This window comes from Halorubrum sp. AS12 (assembly GCF_051122765.1).
Classification (GTDB): domain Archaea; phylum Halobacteriota; class Halobacteria; order Halobacteriales; family Haloferacaceae; genus Halorubrum; species Halorubrum trapanicum.
In genome coordinates this window covers 962204-979079 of sequence record NZ_CP185385.1, presented here as the reverse complement: position 1 = coordinate 979079, position 16876 = coordinate 962204, and the positions used below count along the sequence as shown (strand labels likewise).

13 protein-coding genes and 3 pseudogenes are annotated in these 16876 nt (G+C 70.0%); 4 read left to right on the top strand and 12 right to left on the bottom strand.

Translation table 11 applies throughout. The features are described 5' to 3' along the window. The first annotated feature begins 22 nt into the window (after window positions 1-22). Window positions 23-172, top strand: a complete 150-nt coding sequence (locus ACODNG_RS04925) for a hypothetical protein (RefSeq protein WP_434522663.1) — start codon at window positions 23-25, stop codon at window positions 170-172. 69 nt (window positions 173-241) lie between these two features. Beyond that, window positions 242-1073: pseudogene (locus ACODNG_RS04920) on the top strand (aldo/keto reductase). Window positions 1074-1497: 424 nt separating this feature from the next. Here ACODNG_RS04920 and ACODNG_RS04915 read toward each other — a convergent pair. Continuing rightward, complete coding sequence (locus ACODNG_RS04915; RefSeq protein ID WP_434522662.1) at window positions 1498-3303, bottom strand: S9 family peptidase; 1806 nt, start codon at window positions 3301-3303, stop codon at window positions 1498-1500. A 116-nt stretch (window positions 3304-3419) separates the two neighbouring features. Here ACODNG_RS04915 and ACODNG_RS04910 point away from each other — a divergent pair, with 116 nt between their 5' ends. Next, the gene (locus ACODNG_RS04910; protein WP_434522661.1) at window positions 3420-4469 is read left to right on the top strand and encodes a glycosyltransferase; all 1050 of its coding nucleotides are present in this window, start codon (window positions 3420-3422) and stop codon (window positions 4467-4469) included. A gap of 59 nt (window positions 4470-4528) precedes the next feature. Here the strand turns inward: ACODNG_RS04910 and ACODNG_RS04905 are convergent. The 7 genes and pseudogenes from ACODNG_RS04905 to ACODNG_RS04875 all read right to left on the bottom strand — a co-directional run bounded on the left by ACODNG_RS04905 (window position 4529) and on the right by ACODNG_RS04875 (window position 13472). After that, window positions 4529-5165: pseudogene (locus ACODNG_RS04905) on the bottom strand (halocyanin domain-containing protein). Between the two features lie 519 nt (window positions 5166-5684). Beyond that, window positions 5685-6801 (bottom strand): annotated as a pseudogene (gene mfnA / locus ACODNG_RS04900) (tyrosine decarboxylase MfnA). 77 nt (window positions 6802-6878) lie between these two features. Beyond that, window positions 6879-9257 carry a phosphoenolpyruvate synthase gene (ppsA, locus tag ACODNG_RS04895; RefSeq protein WP_434522660.1) on the bottom strand — a complete coding sequence of 793 codons (2379 nt, stop codon included), beginning with the start codon at window positions 9255-9257 and terminating at the stop codon, window positions 6879-6881. A 417-nt stretch (window positions 9258-9674) separates the two neighbouring features. Next, a complete protein-coding gene (locus tag ACODNG_RS04890; RefSeq protein ID WP_434522659.1) occupies window positions 9675-10304 on the bottom strand; it encodes a hypothetical protein in 630 nt (209 codons plus the stop codon). Window positions 10305-10585: 281 nt separating this feature from the next. Further along, the gene (locus tag ACODNG_RS04885) at window positions 10586-11176 is read right to left on the bottom strand and encodes a hypothetical protein (RefSeq protein ID WP_434522658.1); all 591 of its coding nucleotides are present in this window, start codon (window positions 11174-11176) and stop codon (window positions 10586-10588) included. Continuing rightward, on the bottom strand, window positions 11173-11940 hold the full coding sequence (locus ACODNG_RS04880; RefSeq protein WP_434522657.1) for an AAA family ATPase: 768 nt from the start codon (window positions 11938-11940) through the stop codon (window positions 11173-11175). Before ACODNG_RS04880 ends, ACODNG_RS04885 begins: the two co-directional genes overlap by 4 nt. 119 nt (window positions 11941-12059) lie before the next feature. Further along, window positions 12060-13472 carry a GntP family permease gene (locus ACODNG_RS04875; protein ID WP_434522656.1) on the bottom strand — a complete coding sequence of 471 codons (1413 nt, stop codon included), beginning with the start codon at window positions 13470-13472 and terminating at the stop codon, window positions 12060-12062. A 153-nt stretch (window positions 13473-13625) separates the two neighbouring features. Between ACODNG_RS04875 and ACODNG_RS04870 the strand changes: the two genes are divergently transcribed. Further along, the gene (locus tag ACODNG_RS04870; protein WP_434522655.1) at window positions 13626-14072 is read left to right on the top strand and encodes a universal stress protein; all 447 of its coding nucleotides are present in this window, start codon (window positions 13626-13628) and stop codon (window positions 14070-14072) included. Between the two features lie 15 nt (window positions 14073-14087). On the opposite strand, the gene ACODNG_RS04865 is transcribed toward ACODNG_RS04870, so the two are convergent. The 4 genes from ACODNG_RS04865 to ACODNG_RS04850 all read right to left on the bottom strand — a co-directional run bounded on the left by ACODNG_RS04865 (window position 14088) and on the right by ACODNG_RS04850 (window position 16653). Then, complete coding sequence (locus tag ACODNG_RS04865) at window positions 14088-14345, bottom strand: hypothetical protein (protein ID WP_434522654.1); 258 nt, start codon at window positions 14343-14345, stop codon at window positions 14088-14090. A gap of 103 nt (window positions 14346-14448) precedes the next feature. Then, window positions 14449-14721 (bottom strand): DUF7385 family protein, encoded by a 273-nt coding sequence (locus ACODNG_RS04860; RefSeq protein WP_004596496.1) that lies wholly within the window; start codon window positions 14719-14721, stop codon window positions 14449-14451. Window positions 14722-14809: 88 nt separating this feature from the next. After that, on the bottom strand, window positions 14810-15673 hold the full coding sequence (locus tag ACODNG_RS04855) for an endonuclease V (protein WP_434522653.1): 864 nt from the start codon (window positions 15671-15673) through the stop codon (window positions 14810-14812). After that, entirely contained in the window at window positions 15673-16653 is a 981-nt protein-coding gene (locus ACODNG_RS04850) for a rhomboid family intramembrane serine protease (protein WP_434522652.1), read from the bottom strand. The genes ACODNG_RS04855 and ACODNG_RS04850 overlap by 1 nt, the downstream gene beginning before the upstream one ends. Window positions 16654-16876 lie beyond the last annotated feature (223 nt).

Genomic DNA, 16876 nt, shown 5'->3' with positions numbered 1-16876 from the left:
TAACGGGCTGGGGTTCACGGTGTTGTTCTTCGGGTTCGGCACGACGGTGTCGGCGGCCGAGCTGGTGTTCGCGGTCGGCTCAGGCGGCGACATCTGGCCGCCGATCGGCGCGCTCGCGCTCGACACCGTGGTGATCGGGTACCTGTTCGCGGTTGCCGACGCGTTCGACTGAGTCGCCGCGAAGCGGTCGCGCCCGCCCCTACCGCAAACGACTTTCGGCTCACCCGAGTAGATACAGACGATGACAGACCAACAGCAGCAGCCCGCGACGCCGACCCGAAACGGGATACCCGTCCTCGGACTCGGCACGTGGGAGAACGACGACCCGGCGCAGTGTACCGAGTCGGTCGCGAACGCGCTCGACGCCGGTTACCGCCACATCGACACCGCCCAGATCTACGGTAACGAGGCCGCCGTCGGCAAGGGGATCGCACAGAGCGACGTCGACCGCGAGGACATCTTCCTCGCGACGAAGGTGTGGATCGACAACCTTGCGCCCGCGGACGTGGCCGCCTCGACCCGCGAGAGCTTAGAGAAGCTCGGCGTCGACGCGGTCGACCTCCTCTACGTCCACTGGCCGGCCGGGGAGTACGAGCCGGCGGAGACGCTGCCGGCGTTCGCCGAGCTGCGCGACGACGGCCTGATCGACCGGATCGGCGTCTCGAACTTCGAGCCGCACCACCTCGACGCCGCGACCGACGCGCTCGGCGAGGCACCGTTCGCGAACCAGGTCGAGATCGCACCCGCTGCTCCGGCAGGAGGAGCTCCGCGAGTACGCCGACGCCAACGACGTGGAGCTCGTCGCCTACTCGCCGCTCGCCCGCGGCAAGATTCTCGACGACCCGGCGATCGTCGACATCGCGGAGAAACACGGCGTCAGCGCGGCACAGGTGAGCCTCGCGTGGCTCCGCGAGACGGGCGTCACCGCCATCCCGAAGGCGACCGGGGTCGACCATATCCGCGACAACCTCGAGAGCCTCGGCCTCGATCTCGACGACGAGGATGTCGAGGCGATCGACTCGCTCGGTCGGACCGACCGCCAGCTCAACCCCGACTTCGGGCCGGACTGGTAGGCGAACGACGCTTCTTTTAAATAATCTGCGGCGGCGCGTGCCTGCGAGCGGGCCGGAGGCCCGCGAGACAGCACGCGCGAGGGAGTCGCGGCCGTTTTTAAACGGCCGCGACGAGGCTGGGGAGGCGTGAGGTGCGGTTGCTGTGCGGTGCGGGGGCGGGACTCAAAGGGGCAGTCGCGAGGCGGGCGCAGGCGAAGTAAGCACCGCAGGGAGCGAACGGAGTGAGCGACCGAGGAGCGCAGCGAGCGTGCGCCCGCCTCGCGGCTGGGGCTTTGGCGGTGTTCGCCGCCGATCCGCAGTCAACTGTTTATAAACGAGCGACTGGAGCTTTGAAGATGTCTGCCGCCGCTCCGCGGTCGACCGGTTATAACCAAACAGCCGCAACCGCTCGGATCGATTCAAAAACCCGACCGAACTCTTCGCCTCAGACGTGTTCGGCGAGGAAGTCGACGATCTCGCGGTACGCCTCGATCCGGTTGTCGAGTTTCGCGAAGCCGTGCCCCTCGTCGTCGAAGATCAGCTTGCGGACCGGAACCCCCTGTTCGCGCGCCTTCTCGACGATCTGTTCGGCTTCACCCACTGGAACCCGCGGGTCGTTCTCGCCGTGGAGGACGAAGAGGGGGGCCTCGATCCGGTCGATGTTGTTGATCGGGGAGACGGACTCGAGGAACTCGCGATCCTCGTCGAGCGAGCCGTACTCGGCCTCGCGCAGCGAGCGCCGCCAGTCGCCGGTGTTCTCCAAGAACGTGACGAAGTTCGCGATGCCGACGATGTCGATGCCCGCGGCCCACAGCTCCGGGTACTCTGTCAGCGACGCGAGCACCATGAAGCCGCCGTAGGAGCCGCCCATCGCGACGACGCGGTCCGGGTCGACCTCGGGGTGATCGTGGAGCCACCCGACGCCCTCGCGAATGTCTCTCACCGAGTCCATCCGGTTCTCTACGTCGTCGAGTCCGGAGTACGCCTTGCCGTACCCCGAGGAGCCGCGGACGTTCGGCTCGAAGACGGCGTACCCGTGGTTCAGCAGGTACTGCGTGACCGAGGCGAAGGAGGGGCGCCGCTGCGACTCCGGCCCGCCGTGGATGTCGACGACGACCGGGTAGCCCGACTCCGGCGGCTCCGTCTCCGGCACGGAGAAGAACGCCGGGATTTCTCGCCCGTCGAAGGTCGGGTAGTGGACGAGTTCGCGCTCGACGAACGTGTCCGGCGGGACGCCCGCGGTCGAGGCGCGCGTCCAGCGCTCCGCCTCGCCCGTGGTCGCGTCGACGACGTAGACGTTCGCGTTGTGCGTGCTCCCCGTCGCCGTCACCGCGAACCGGTCGCCCTGGGGACCGAAGCTCACGCCGCCCGCGACGCCGTCCGGCAGGTCGGGCTCCGGGAACTCGTCGATCCGGTCGGGCGCGACGAGCTCGCCGACCGTGAGTTCGGTGTAGCCGTCGACGTTCCGGGAGTAGACCACCCGCCGGGAGTCCTCGTCTATCGCGACGCCGTCGACGTTCCACTCGCCGCCGTCCGCGACGACGGCGAACTCGTCGGTCCCCAGGTCGAGCCGCTCCAAGCGCAGCGTGTCCGTGTCGCGGTCGGTGACGAGGTAGACCCCCTCGCCATCGGGACCCCACTCCGGGCCGGAGTACCGCACGTCGCCCTCGTGGGGCGTGTGGTGGGTCAGGTCGCCGCTCGCGAGGTCGAGGGTGTACACGTCGTGGTCGAATGAGGAGTGCGCCTCGTGGACGATCAGCCGGTCGTCGCTCGGCGACCAGCCGGCGACCGAGAGCCAGCCGTCCCCCTCGTACACGAGTTCGGCGTCGTCGCCCGTCTCGTCGCGGCCCTGGACGTACACGTCGAAGACGGCCTCGTCGCGGCGGTTCGACGCGAACGCGAACCGGTCGCCGGTCGAGTTCCAGCCGCCCCACCGGTGTTTCGCCTCGGGCATGTCGGTGAGGTCCGTGATCGCGCCCGACTCGTAGTCGAGCCGGTACAGCTGCGCGCGCTCGTTGCCGCCCTCGTCCATGCCGAAGACGGCCTCCGACCGCTCCGGCGAGGAGTCGACGAAGGAGACGGACTCCTCGAAGAACGTGTGCTGTTCGGGCCACGACTCCGGCTCGCGGACCGACCACACCTGGCCCGTGCCGGTCGTGTCGAGGAGGAAGGAGAGCCGGCCGTCGGGACCGAGGTCGGCGCCGCCCGCGTTCCGCACGTTGAGGTAGCGCTCGATGTCGTACTGTCGCATGCCACTCGGTTCCGCGCGCGCCGTGAAACCGTTTCGGGTGGCGGACCCCCCGATCTGGGCCGACGCTCCGCCCGGATGCCGTGTCTTTTTACCGGCGCCCCCCGTGCGGTCGGCGTATGCGCGTCGCGTTCGTCTCGCTTTTCGCCCCCGGACACGGGGAGACCCCAGCGCGAACGCGAACGCTCCGAACCGCCCGCCGACTCGCCGACCGCGGGCACGACGTGGTCTGGCTCTGCGCCCGCTGGTGGGGCGGCGACCACGACGCCTTCGACGACAAGGGGATCGAGTACCGCTCGGTCACCGCCGAGCCGACGCCGGTCGCGTTCGCCGCGAAGCTCCCGGTCGCGCTCCGGCGCGTCGGACCGGACGTCGTCCACGCGGTCAACAGCCCGCCGACGCCCGCGCTCGCCGCCACGGTCGGAGGGACGCTCTCGCGGACCCCGGTCGTCGTCGACTGGTGGCGCGACCACCCGGCCGACGCCCGCCGCTGGTATCGGCCCCTCGCGAGGCGCGCGGACGCGGTGACGGCTCCCTCCCGGACCACCAAGACCCGCGTCCGCGAACACGGGGCGGACGGGGGCGACGTGCGGGTGCTCCCTGAGAGCATCGACTTCGACGCCGTCGAGTCCGCGGCCGTCGACGACCGCTTCGACGCGGTGTACTCGCGGCGGCTCGACCGCCACGCCAACGTCGAGACGTTCCTCCTCGGCCTCGCGGAGCTGCGCGGCCGCGACTGGACCGCGGCGGTGATCGGCGACGGTCCCGAGCGTGGGCGGATCGAGGCGACCGCGAGCGACCTCCGGATCGACGACCGGGTGGAGTTCCTCGGCGACCTCCCGACCGAGGAACGAATCCCGATATTCAAGGGCACGCACGTCGCGGTCGCCACCGCGACGTGGGAGACGTTCGCGACCGATCTGCTGTGGGCGGTCGCGTGCGGCTGCGTCGCCCTCGTCGAGTACCAGGCGGATTCGAGCGCACACGAGCTCGTCGAGGGGCGCGAGCGCGGGCGGCTCGTCACGAGCCCGGCGGAGCTGGCCGACGAGTTCGTCGCGGTCGGCGACCTCGAGCGCCGCGCGGTCGACCGCGAGTTCGCCTCGTTCGACCACGAGGCGGTCATCGATCGCTACGTGGCGCTGTACGAGGAGCTCATCGGGGACGAGTAGAAAGGGACAACAGTCCGCGCGTCAGGGAATTCAGCGGGGCGACGGCGGCTCGCCGTCCGCTACGCCTGCTCCTGCTGCCTGATCGCACCGCCGTATTTCATGAAGACGAACGCCAGCCCCAGCGTGCTCACCATCGCGATGAACGTCGCGATGCCGAGCGCTCGGGCGGCGTCCGGGACGAACACCGCGTTCGAACTCCCACCGCCGACCTCGACGGTTTCGATGTCCTCGCCGACGGCGATGCCGCCGTGCGATCCCGGTGTTGGTGTGGGGTACGCAGTGGTAGTGGGTGATGCCGGCGTCCTCGCTCGAGGTCTCGTACTCGTAGGTGTTCCCCTCCTCGCCGACCGGATCGCCGCTATCGAGGCTGGCCGGACCGCCATCCTCGACCGTCTGGACGTTGTGGTCGCCGCCGTTCCCCGTCCACTCCCAGATGATCGTCGTCCCTTCGTCGACCCACACCAGCGTCGGATCGAACGCGAGGCCCTGGTCGCCGGCGCCGACCGAGATGGTCACTTCGTCTTGGCCGCGGGCGTCGGTGTACGAGCCCACGTTCCCTTCGGCGCTGCTCGGCCAGTCGGGTTCCACTTCCTGTGCAGCCGCCGTCCCCGCCGTCGCCGTCGCCGCGCCGGCGGCGGCCGCCGCACCGCCGGCCGTCCGCATGAACGCGCGCCGAGAGACGTCGTCCGAACTCATACAGCCCGGTTCGTGGTGGCCCGTAGTGAATATGTTGATCCGAACGCGGCGACGACGACGATTCTCGGCCGACCGTGACTCCGGCCGGCTGTGCGGTTGTTTTTAAAACGAACGGAGATTCCGCTGTCGACTATTTATAAGCGCTCCGCGACGCGGCGGTGGCCGGTGCCAAAGTCCCGGCCGCTCGGCGATACGCGGGTCTCGTGGTGAACACCACCAAAGCCCCAGCCGCGAGGTGGGCGCACGCTCGCTGCGCGCTTCGGTCGCTCACTTCGTTCGCTCCCTCCAGTGCTTGCGTCGCCTGTGCCCACCTCGCGGCTGCCCCTTTGAGTCCCGCCCGACCGCAACCGCACGGCACCTCACGCCTCCCCAGCCTCGTCAGTCGCCGTCGCTCCGCTCCGGCGACTGACTCCCTCGCGGGCGGTTCGCGGCCGCCGGTGGCGGCCGCTCACCGGCGCGCCACCGCATCGTCTATTTATAAGGAACAGTCGCCACTGCGGTCGCGTATTTAACTGAGACTTACCGCCGAATCCCGTCGAGGTCGTCGAGGAACGCCCGCAGCGTCGACCGCGTCACGTGCGGCATACACACCACGCGGAGCTCTCCGCTTCCGGTCCGAGACACCTTCCAGCCCGCGTCGCGGAGCGCCGCGAACTCCGACTCGGGGACGTCGGCCGCGACCAGCGGGAGCTCGGGGTCGACGGCGTCGTATCCGCGGTCCGCAAGTTCGGCGGCGAGCCAGTCGGCGTTGTCGGCTGCGCGCTCGGCGGCCTCGCGGTAGCCGTCGGGCCACAGCGCGTCCATCGCCGCGACGGCGCCCGCGACGCCCGCACCGCTCCGCGTTCCGGTCAAGGTCGCCTGCGACCGGGACTCCAGGTACGGCGTGTCGACCGCGAGCGCGTCGAGTGCGGCGTCTTCGCGGGCCAACAGGCCGCCCGCCGGCACCGGCGCCTGCCCGAACTTGTGGGGGTCGATCGTCAGCGTGTCGACCGGCGCGTCGGCGAACGACCAGTCGCGGTCGGTAAAGGGGAGAATGAACCCGCCCCACGCGGCGTCGACGTGGAACCGCGCCCCGCGCTCCTCAGCTATCGCCGCCAGCTCCGGGATCGGGTCGACCCGGCCGTACTCCGTGCTGCCGGCGACGCCGACGACGAGCGCGGTCGCGTCGTCGACCGCGGCCGCGACCGCGTCGGGGTCGGCCCGGTAGTCGTCGTCGAGGGGGACCGTCCGCAGCTCCACCCCGAGCAGCTCCGCCGCCTTGGTGAACGAGAAGTGCGCGCTCGCCGGCGCGACGACGTTGACCGCGCTCCCGCCGTGCCTGACGCCGCTCCCGGCGCGCCCGTCGTCGCTCCTGCCGTGGCGGTTCCGGGCCGACCGCACCGCCTGAACGTTCGCCTCGGTGCCGCCGGAGGTGACGTATCCCGCGGCGCGCTCCGGATCCGGGTGGTCCGCGAGCGTCGCGAGCCGCTCGACCGCGCGCGCCTCCAGGTCCGCCACCGCCTCGTAGGTGGCGGGGTCGCCCGGGTTCGTCGCGAGGAACCGCTCGGCGGCCGCGCGGGCGTCCGGGTGCGGCTCGGTCCGACATCGAAGAGAGCACCCGGTCGAACGACTGCGGCTCCGGTTCCGGCTGACGCATCTGCCCCCCTGTTGCCGGGGGCGGCTCTTACCCGTTCCGTTCTCGGCTCCGGCGGAGATAATTCCCCTGAGACGGACTCAACGCACCGAGTCGAGCAGCAGGCGCTGTTCCGTCCGCTTCACCTCGTGTTGGACGTCGCGGACCGCGTCGATGTTCGCGGAGATGGAGGAGATCCCCTTCTCGACGAGGAACTCGACCATCTCGGGCTTCGAGCCGGCCTGCCCGCAGATGCTGGTGTCGACGCCGAGCTCGCGGCACGTCTCGATCGTGTCGCCGATGAGGCGCAACACGGCCGGGTGGAGCTCGTCGAAGCGATCGGCGACGTGCTCGTTGTTGCGGTCGACCGCGAGCGTGTACTGCGTGAGGTCGTTGGTGCCGAAGGAGGCGAAGTCGATCCCCGCCTCGGCGAGCTCCTCGATCTGGAGCGCGCTGGCGGGCGTCTCGACCATCACGCCCCAGCGGTGCGTCTCGGGGTCGATCCCGGCCTCGCGCATGTGCCCCGCGATCCCCTCGACGTCGGCCGCGTCGTTGACCAGGGGGAACATCACCTCCAGGTTGTCGTACCCCATCTCGTAGAGGCGCGCGAACGCGGCCAGCTCCTGGCGGAACGGCTCCGGCTTGTCGAGGCTCCGGCGGATCCCGCGCCAGCCCAGCATCGGATTGGGTTCGACCGGCTCGCCGTCGCCCCCCTCCAGTTCGCGGAACTCGTCCGTCGGCGCGTCGATGGTCCGCACCCGAACCGGTCGGGGGTAGAACTCGTCGGCGACGCGCCGGACGCCCTCGATGAGCTCCTCCTGATACGCGCGGGCGCTGTGGTCGGCGATGTACTTCTCGGGGGTCTTCCCGAGCGACAGCACCATGTGTTCGATCCGGAGCAGGCCGACGCCGTCGGCGCCCGTCGCCGCGGCGCGTTCGGCCGCCTCCGGGATCGAGACGTTCACCTTCACCTCCGTCGCCGTCATCGGCTTGACGGGGGTCTCGGGACGCGCGGCCTCCACCGGCTCGAACTCCTCGCCGGACTCGGCCGACTCGTCTTCGCCCGCCCGGATCGTCCCCTTGTCGCCGTCGAGGGTGACGTGCTGGCCGTCTTCGAGCACGCGGGTCCCCTTACCGGTCCCGACGACCGCGGGGACGCCGAGCTCGCGGGAGATGATCGCCGCGTGGCTCGTCATCCCGCCCTCGTCGGTGACGATGCCGGCGGCGCGTTTCATCGCGGGTACCATGTCCGGCATCGTCATCTCCGTCACCATCACGTCGCCCTCCTGGACCTGATCGAGGTGATCGAGCTTGTGGACGATCCGGACGGCCCCGGAGACGACGCCCGGACTCGCGCCGAGTCCGTCGACGAGGACGTCCGCGTCGTCGTCGCCGTTCGTCGCGCCGTTCGCCCCCGTTCTGCCGTTCGGTCCGGTCCCCGCCGCCGCGCCGTCGCCGTCGCCGGTCGCCGCGTCGGTGCCTGCTCCGCCCGCGGCGTCCTCGCTCGCGCCTCCCTCGCCGCCGGCGTCCTCCTGTATCGTGGTGATCGGGCGCGACTGAAGCATGTATATCTCGCCGTCGAAGATGGCCCACTCGACGTCCTGCGGGGCGCCGTAGTGGTCCTCGACGCGCTCGCCGAGTTCGACGAGGTCATCGATCTCGGCGTCCGAGAGGACCCGCTCTGTCCGACGGTTCTCGCCCACGTCGACTTCGACCGTCTCGCCGGTCTCGGGGTCTTTCACCATCTCCACCTTCTTGTCCGCGACGGTGACCTCGTCGACCTCGCCCCGCCCGCGGTCGTACACGTAGTTGTCGGGGGAGACGGTGCCGGAGACGACCGCCTCGCCGAGCCCCCACGCGGCCTCGATGGTGACCTGCGGCTCGCCCGTCGAGGGGTGGCTGGTGAACATCACGCCGGACTTCTCGGCGTCGACCATCCGCTGGACGACGACCGCGATGTCGACCTCGGAGTGCGGGAACCCTCGCTGCTGCCGGTAGTAGATCGCGCGCTGGGTGAAAAGCGAGGCCCAACACTCCTTGACGCGCCGGAGGAGGTCGTCCTCGCGGACGTTGAGGAACGTCTCCTGCTGGCCGGCGAACGAGGAGTCGGGCAGGTCCTCGGCGGTGGCGGACGAGCGCACCGCGACGAACGCCGCCTCGCCGTCCTCGCCCATCGACCGGTACTGCGCGAGGATCTCCTCCCGTACCGACTCCGGGAGCGGCGTGTCGAGGATGAGCTCCTCCGCGCGCTCCTCGGCCTCGCGGAGCGCGGCGGAGTCCTCGGGGTCGACGTCGACCGCCTCGAACAGCTCGTCGTCGATCCCGGCCTCCTCGATGAAGGTGCGGTACGTGTCCGCGGTGACGGCGAACCCCGGCGGCACCGGGAGTCCCGCACCGATGAGTTCGCCGAGCGACGCGGCCTTCCCGCCGACGGTCCCGACGTCGTCGGCGTCGACGTCCTCCAGCAAGAGTACTGCCATTCGTGTACTCGGAGGATCCGCAAGGCGACCTATGAAGCTTCCGGCAAACGCAACGATGAATAAAACACAACTCGGTACCGAGTTGTGTCCGCGCTCCGCGACAGTCGCGGTTCACGCACGCCGTCTCGACCGCGGCGCGCGCTCGATCTGACGGGTTCAGTAGGGACTGCGCCGAGAACCGAGGTAGGGATCGCGACGAGGGAACCGTGAACACGAGCGAAACGGGGGCCGAAGCGTCGGGGACAGCGAACCGAACCGCGGTTCGTACCCTTCCGTAATAGACGGGTTCGCCTATACTTACTCCCCGTTTCTCGATCGGGATCTGTAACCCGTTACAACACTTGTAACACGTTCGTCCGACGGAGCGGACGTGATCCGACTACCCGCGGAGCCGCTCTCAGTCGTCGCGAACCGCTCTCAGTCGTCGCGGAGCCGCCGCCGTTCGCCTCGCAGCAGGCGCTCCCAGAGGCCGAACAGTCGGCTGTCGAGACCGTACGCCTCGTCGACCCGCCGGACCCACCGGTCGTCGGCGAACAGGTGGCGCTGGAACCGCCGCACGTCGGGCGAGAGCCGGTCGCGCTCGCCGCCGTAGTACGACAGCGACTCCTCGCGGGTCCGCGCGACGAGGTCGGTGGGCACCTCGATCCCGTCGGCGGCGGCGACGTGGTCGAACCACTCCAGGTGGAGTAGCGAGTCGGCGAGGAGGAACCGCTCGCGGAAGCCGGAGACCCGAGACAACGCCGGCGCGCCGTCGATTCGGACGTCGGTCGGGCGCGAGAAGCGCGGCGCGGTCGCGGTCACGGACGCCCGGTCTGTGACCGCGCTGACGACCCGTCGCAGTCGCCAGTCGGCGTACCGGACCGGCGCGATCAGCGCGAGTTCGTACCAGGTCGGGAGCCACTCGCAGTACGGCTCCGAGAACGCGGCGTCCGCGAGCAGCGTGGCGGCGACCGACCGGGCTTCGTCCGGCGTCAGTTCGTCGGGCGCCGTCCGGAGGCGACGGACGACTCGGTCGGAATCGAGGGTGTCGACCCCGGCGAATCCCATCCCCTCGGCGACGCCGGTCGTGTACGCGCGGCCGGCGGCGTACCAGTCCGCGAAGTCGGCGGACGTCGTCAGTCGCAGGAGTCGGAGGACAGTGATACCGATCGGATGGACTGCGGCGAGATAACCGTTCGGGCCGCGCTCGGCGGCTCCGGCGGCTTCGGCGTCACCGAGCGCGTCGATCGGTCAGCCGTCGCGCTCACTGGTCGCGTCGCCCCCACCGGTCCTGCGGGAGCGCCGTCGTCGAGTCCTCCCGCTGCGCTCGGCTCGTCGCGTTCCTCCGTCTAGTTCGAATCGTCGAGCGCGTCGTCGAGTCCCCACTCCGCGGCGCGGTCGCGGGCCTCCGACCGCGCCTGCTCGCGGATCGCGTCGATCCGGTCGTCGTCGTCGAGAAAGGCCGCGACCGCGTCGTCATCGTCGTTGGCGTCTCGCAGGCGTCCCTCGGGTGCCGCCTCGCGCGTCAGCTCCGCGAGGTCGGCGTCGTCGGCCAGTTCCGTCGCGGCCGCGTCGGGCGCGACGCGCAGCGCGTCCTCCTCGTGGGCCGCCGCCAGCCCGCTCGCGTCGACGGCGTACAGCTCGACGCGGTAGGGACCCGGAACCGCCAGCTCCGCGAGCGCGTCCGGTCCGCCGCTGTCCGTCACCGTGTTGTACGCCAGCACGGGAACGCCGTCGTCGAACGTGATCACGCCGCGGGCCTCGCCCGACAGCAGTAGCGTCTCCTGGGGAACGAGCGTCGCGTAGCCGGTGAGTTCGCGGTCGAGGGCGCGCGACAGCGTCGTCCCCACGTCCGAGACCACGCGCGAGCGCAGGAGGGTCCCCCGCGGGATGGTGAGCGTGGCCGGTTCCGCGGGCGACCCCTCCGATTCTCCGCTCATGGCGTGTCGGGGACGACCGCGCTGCGGAACCGGTCGGCGACCGCGTCGCCGTCGCCGTCGCGCACGTCGAGCCGGTCGGCGGCCCGTCGGAAGCGCGCGGCGGCCTCGCTCTCCGGCGCGTGCGCGAGGAGGGGCTTCCCCGCCCGGCGCGCCGCCCGGACCGCGTCGCTCTCGGGGACGTTCGCGAGGACGGGACCGCCGAAGTGGCGCTCCGCCTGTGCCGCCACGTCGTCGGACTCGTCCCGGACCTTATTGAACAGGACGCCGGCGGTCTCCGTGCCGTACGAGCGCGCGTACTCCTGGACCTTCAGCCCGTCCGAGAGGGCAGGGATGGTCGGCTCGACGACGACCACGACGCGATCCGCGAGTACGACAGGCAGCACGGCGGACTTCGAACCCAGCGCTGCCGGCGAGTCGAGCAGGAGCACGTCGGTGTCGCGCGCCAGCTCCGCCACCACGTCGCGGAGGCGCTCCGGCTCCGCGGCCTCGAAGCCAGCCAGCGAGGTGCCGCAGGGGACGACCGACAGCCCGAACCGCTCGTAGGTGGCCTCGCTCACGTCCGTCGCGGTGCCCCCGACGAGCAGGTCGTGGAGGGTGACCGCCGCGTCGTCGAGTCCGGCGTGAAAGAGGAGGTTCGCCATCCCCGTGTCGGCGTCCACGACCGTCACGTCGTGGTCGGCCGCGAGCGCCATCCCGAGGGCGAGCGTGCTCGTCGTCTTCCCCGTGCCGCCCTTCCCGCTGGCGACCGCGAACGCCTCGACCATGCGCCGACGTGTCGGGTCGCCGGGCTAAAAGCTGTCCATCGCTGGCGGGCGGGAATCGGTAGTGAACCGATGCGAGAAGTCGCTGCGGTGCGACGGTCACACCGACAGGACTGCGCCGTCTACGCGAACGGGAACACCGACGAGAAGATGAGCGTTGTCACCAGCCCCGACACCGCGATGAGGGTGGTCAGGACGGTCCAGGTCTTCAGGGTCTCCTCCTGCGTGAGCCCGCCGATCTCCTTGACGAGCCAGAAGCCGGAGTCGTTGTACCACGAGCAGATGTTTCCGCCCGCCCCGATGACCATGACGAGGTACGCGGGGTGAACGGAGAGCTGGCCGACGAGAGGGGCCATGATCCCCGCCGCGGTCAACATCGCGGCGGTCGCGGACCCCTGCGCGATGCGGACGACCGCCGCGATGAGCCACGCCGTCACCAGTAGCGGGATCCCGACCTCCTGGAGCGATCCGGCGATGTAATCGCCGATCCCGGAGGCGGCGAGCAGCGCGCCGAACGCGCCACCGGCGGCGGTGATCGCGGCGATGTTCCCGCCGCTTTTCAGCGCCTCGGTGAGCTCGTCGCTCCACTCGCTTTGCATCAGATCGTCGTGGCGATAGAAGGAAATCGACGCGACGACGGCGGCGAACATCAGCGCGACGTTCTTGTCGCCGAGGAAGCCGACGATCGGTTCCAGTATCGCGAGTACCGGGAACCACTGCTGGAACGTGTCGACCGCGGTGGCCGACCCGATGAGCGCGACCGCGACGATGATCGGCGCGAGCGACTCGAGGATACCGGGAAGCTCGCTGGTCGGCCGCTCGGCGACCGCTTCGAGCTCTTCCGTCGTCGTCGACATGGTGTCCCGCAGCGGGATGTCGAGGCGCGCGTTGATCCAGCGGCCGTAGCCGAGACCGGCGATGAGCACTGCCGGGATGGCGGTGATGATGCCGATGAGAATGGTCATCCCGAGGTCGCTCTCGACCTCCGCGGCGACGGCGAGCGGCCCGGGGGTCGGGGGGACGAACACGTGCGCGGCGGCCGCGCCCGTGCCAACCGTGACGATGAACAGAGTGTAGTCGCGGCCGACGCGAGCGCGCATCGACCGGGCGAGCGGCGCCATCAGGTAGAACACACTGTCGAAGAAGACCGGGATCGCCAGCACGGAACTGCTCCCGAGCAGCGCGATATCGGAGTTCGACTCGCCGAGCACGTTCTGGAACCCGCGGACGACGCGCTGTGCGGCCCCGCTTTCGAGCATCGCCTTCCCGATGACCGCCGCCATCAGGATCGGGATGCCGATCCCCGCCATGTTGTCACCGAACGCACCGGCGACCTCGGTGGCGGCCATCGTCGACGTGAAGTCGGGAACGAACACGGCGTTGACGAGCCCCACCGTGAACCCCGCAATGACGAGGCCGATGAACGCCGGGAAGTCGAGCCACACGAGCAGCGCGACCACCACGAGCAACCCCACGCCGAACGTCAACAGCGGGCTATGCGCGAATTCGACAGCCTGTAACGGTATCGGTCCCATACAACTCGGGACTTGCTGACTCCGGGGTTAAAAAATTATATATGATAAATAATTAAAACCAACATCTTTCATGACAGATTAATTTTTGATCGAGCGGGCACCGAATCGCCGCCATCCGGTGGCACTAAACCGGCGGGACGACTCCCACCGCCTATGGAGCGTGCGCTCGTCGCAATCGAACCGACTGACGGAACGAAGGAGTTCGCGCGCGAGGCCGGGACCCTCGCCGCGGGCGTCGACGCCGAGGTGGTCGTCGTCCACGTCACGACCGAAGACGAGTACACCGCCCGCCGACAGGCGATGGCGTCGATGCCGAGCGGGGCGGAGACGTACACCACGGACGACGCCAGCGAGGGGGCAGCGAAGTTCGCCCGCGACTTCGCCGAGGACGCCCTCGCCGACATCGACGTGGCGTACGAGACGGCGGGCTACGTCGGCGAGAAGGGCACGGTGTTGCTGGACGCGGCCGAGGAACACGACTGCGATCACGTGTTTCTCGCGGGCCGCGACCGGTCTCCCACGGGCAAGGCGCTGTTCGGGGACCCCACTCAGCGCGTGCTCCTCGAGTTCGACGGCCCGGTCACGGTCGTGACTGCCTGATCGGAGCGGGGGCGATCACGGCCGATCGCCGGCCGATCGGTCGTCTTCCAACTCCGCGACGCGCTCGCGGCTCTCGTCTCGCTCTCGGGTGAGCCCGTTGACGGCCGCTTCCAGATCGGCGATACGACTCGTGGGATCGAGGTACGCGTCGCCGGCGAACAGGCCGACGGCGAGACCGACGACCCCGCCGATGAGAAAGCCGACGAGGGACGTGACCACCATGAAGAGCGCGTCGGCGACATCCTCGGCGCTGACTGGGAGGGCGATCGGCATACGCCCGCTGGCGTGCGACTCCCCGAAAGGGTCTCACCAGTCGGTCCGACTCGCCGTCGCTCGGCCCACTGCTCGTGGACGACTCAACTTACCACCGCCCGCCTCACTCGTCGTGGATGAAGACGAGCCGCTTCGACTCCGTGTTGACCAGACAGAGGTCGATCCCGTCCCGGGTCGCGCCGATCTGCTGCCAGCCGTGGTCGCTGACGAACAGCGTCTGGAAGACGCCGCGGTCGCAGTCGGGGTTCGGGCAGCCGACGCCCGCCGCGTTCTTGTAGACGGTCGTCCCGCCGCCCGAACTCTGGCGCACCAGCCCGTCGGTCAGCGACCGGAACTCCTCGGCGGACATCGGACTCTCCGCGTCGTCGTCTCCCATGTGATCGCGTTTACGGCCGATCGTCTAAAAACCGACTGCCCGTGGCAACTGCTGACACGGATTCGACGCCGCCCCGTCGCCCGGCGTCTCAGTTCGCGTCCCGTTTCACCGTATCGGCGTAGGCGTCCGCGAGCCGCGTCGGTTCCGGAAGCTTGTACCCCGCGCAAAGCGCCGCGACGAGGTCGACGGCGGTCTCCGCCGACATCCGATGGCCGGGGCTGACGTACAGCGGGTTCACCCGCCTGCTGTTCGGGTACTGGCGCGACTGGAACGCGTGGCCGATGACGGTGCCCGCCTCGGCGGTCGTCACCCCGTCGTCGGCGCGGATCGGTGTCCGCCAGCCTTCGGGGCGCTCGTCGGTCGACTCGTCCGGCTCGCCACAGAGGAGGCTCTTCGCGACGCCGACGCTCGGCACGTCGCGGAGGACGCCGACGTGCGTCGCCAGCCCCGCCTCCCGGAAGTGGATCCGACCGGAGCCGTCGCATAGCAGCAGGTCGGGTTCAGCGTCGAGCGCGTCGAGCGCGGCGAGGATCGGTTCCCCCTCCCGGAACGCGAGCAGGCCGGGAATATAGGGGATCGACAGCGGCGTCGTCGCGCTCGCGTACTCGACCACGCTCCCGCCCCGGAGCGCGACCGCGGCCGAAACGGCGGCGTCGGGACGGTCCTCGCCGCGGTCGGTGAGGAACGCCTGATCGACGCCGACGACGGTCGGCGCGTCGGGACTGGCCACCGACTCTCCGTCCTCGGCGGTCCCCAACCGCTCCTGCGCGCCGTCGCGCGCCGGCGGGAGTCCGTCCGCGAGCGAGGCGGCCTCGTCGACCGCGACCGCGGCCGGGTCGAGCGCGCCGTCGTCGTCGAACGTCGCGGCCGCCGCGATGTCGCGCTGGAGGGTCTCCATCTCTCCGTGCGACAGCGACGGATCCGGTCGGAGGTCGGGCCGCGCGAGGTCCATCAGAACCGTCCGCCGGGACCGCCCGGCCCGCCGGGACCGCGCGGGCCGCGCGCGCCGCCCATCGAGACGCCGCCCGCGCCGCCCGTGGAGCGCGCCAGCCCCTCGTTGCGCTTGCCGAACGCGAGACCGATGGCGAAGCCGATCAGGTGCGCGAGGTGCGCGATGCCGCCGGCGCTGGCGGTTCCGCCCGCGAGGACGCTCTGGACGACGAGTATCGCCGAAATGAGCGCGATCCCCCACGTGAGGTACTTGATCTTCATCGGGATGACGAAGAACAGCAGCACCTCCATGTTGGGCCGCCAGACCGTGAGGACGCCTAAGATCGCGAAGCCGGCGCCGCTGGCCCCGAGGACGGCGGCCGACCCGCCGAGAGCGAGCGCGAAGAGGACGTGACCGAGACCGGCGAGCATCCCCGAGATGATAAAGAAGCCGACGAACTGCTTCCGCCCCACGGCGCGCTCGACGAGGGGGCCGAAGAACAGGATGACGATGGTGTTCCCGATGATGTGATACAGGAATCTCGGGGAGTGCGAGAACACTGATGTCACCCACGTCCAGACGTTGGCGAGCTCGTTCGACTGGAGCACGAACAGCGTGTAGTGGAGCGAGTCGCCCCCGACGAACAGCGCGACCCACTGCGCGAGGAACGTGGCCCACATCGCCGCGATCAGCGCGTACGTCGCGTTGTTGCGGAAGAAGCTCACCAGCCCACCGGAGCCGGTCGCGCGGTCGATCCGACGCTTGACTCGGCCGCCGACCCCCGCGGACGCGCCGCCGGAGCGGCCGCCGTCGCCCGCCGACCCGCCCTCGACGCTCTCGTCGAAGCCGCTGTCGAAGACGCCGCCGGGGTCGTCCCACTCGGCGAGACCCGGGCAGTCGTGGTTCTCGGGCAGTCGGTGTTCGGCACAGAACGTCTGGCCGCACCGCTTACACTGGTACGGGAGGTTCTCGTACTCCCCGCACACGTCGCACGTCGCCATTGGCGCCACTTACGGGGGCGGTCGTAAAGCGGTTTGGCTCTATACGTGGTTTATCCTGAGTCAGTCGGCGGCCCTGATGAGGGCCTATAAATCGTGTCTGATGGTATCGCCGTGAACACCGTCAAATCCCCAGCCGCTTGCTTATAAATGGGTGCTGGCGGCTCCGCGGTGAACGCCTCCAAAGCCCCAGCCGCTCGGCTGTACATGGGTGCCTGCTGATCGA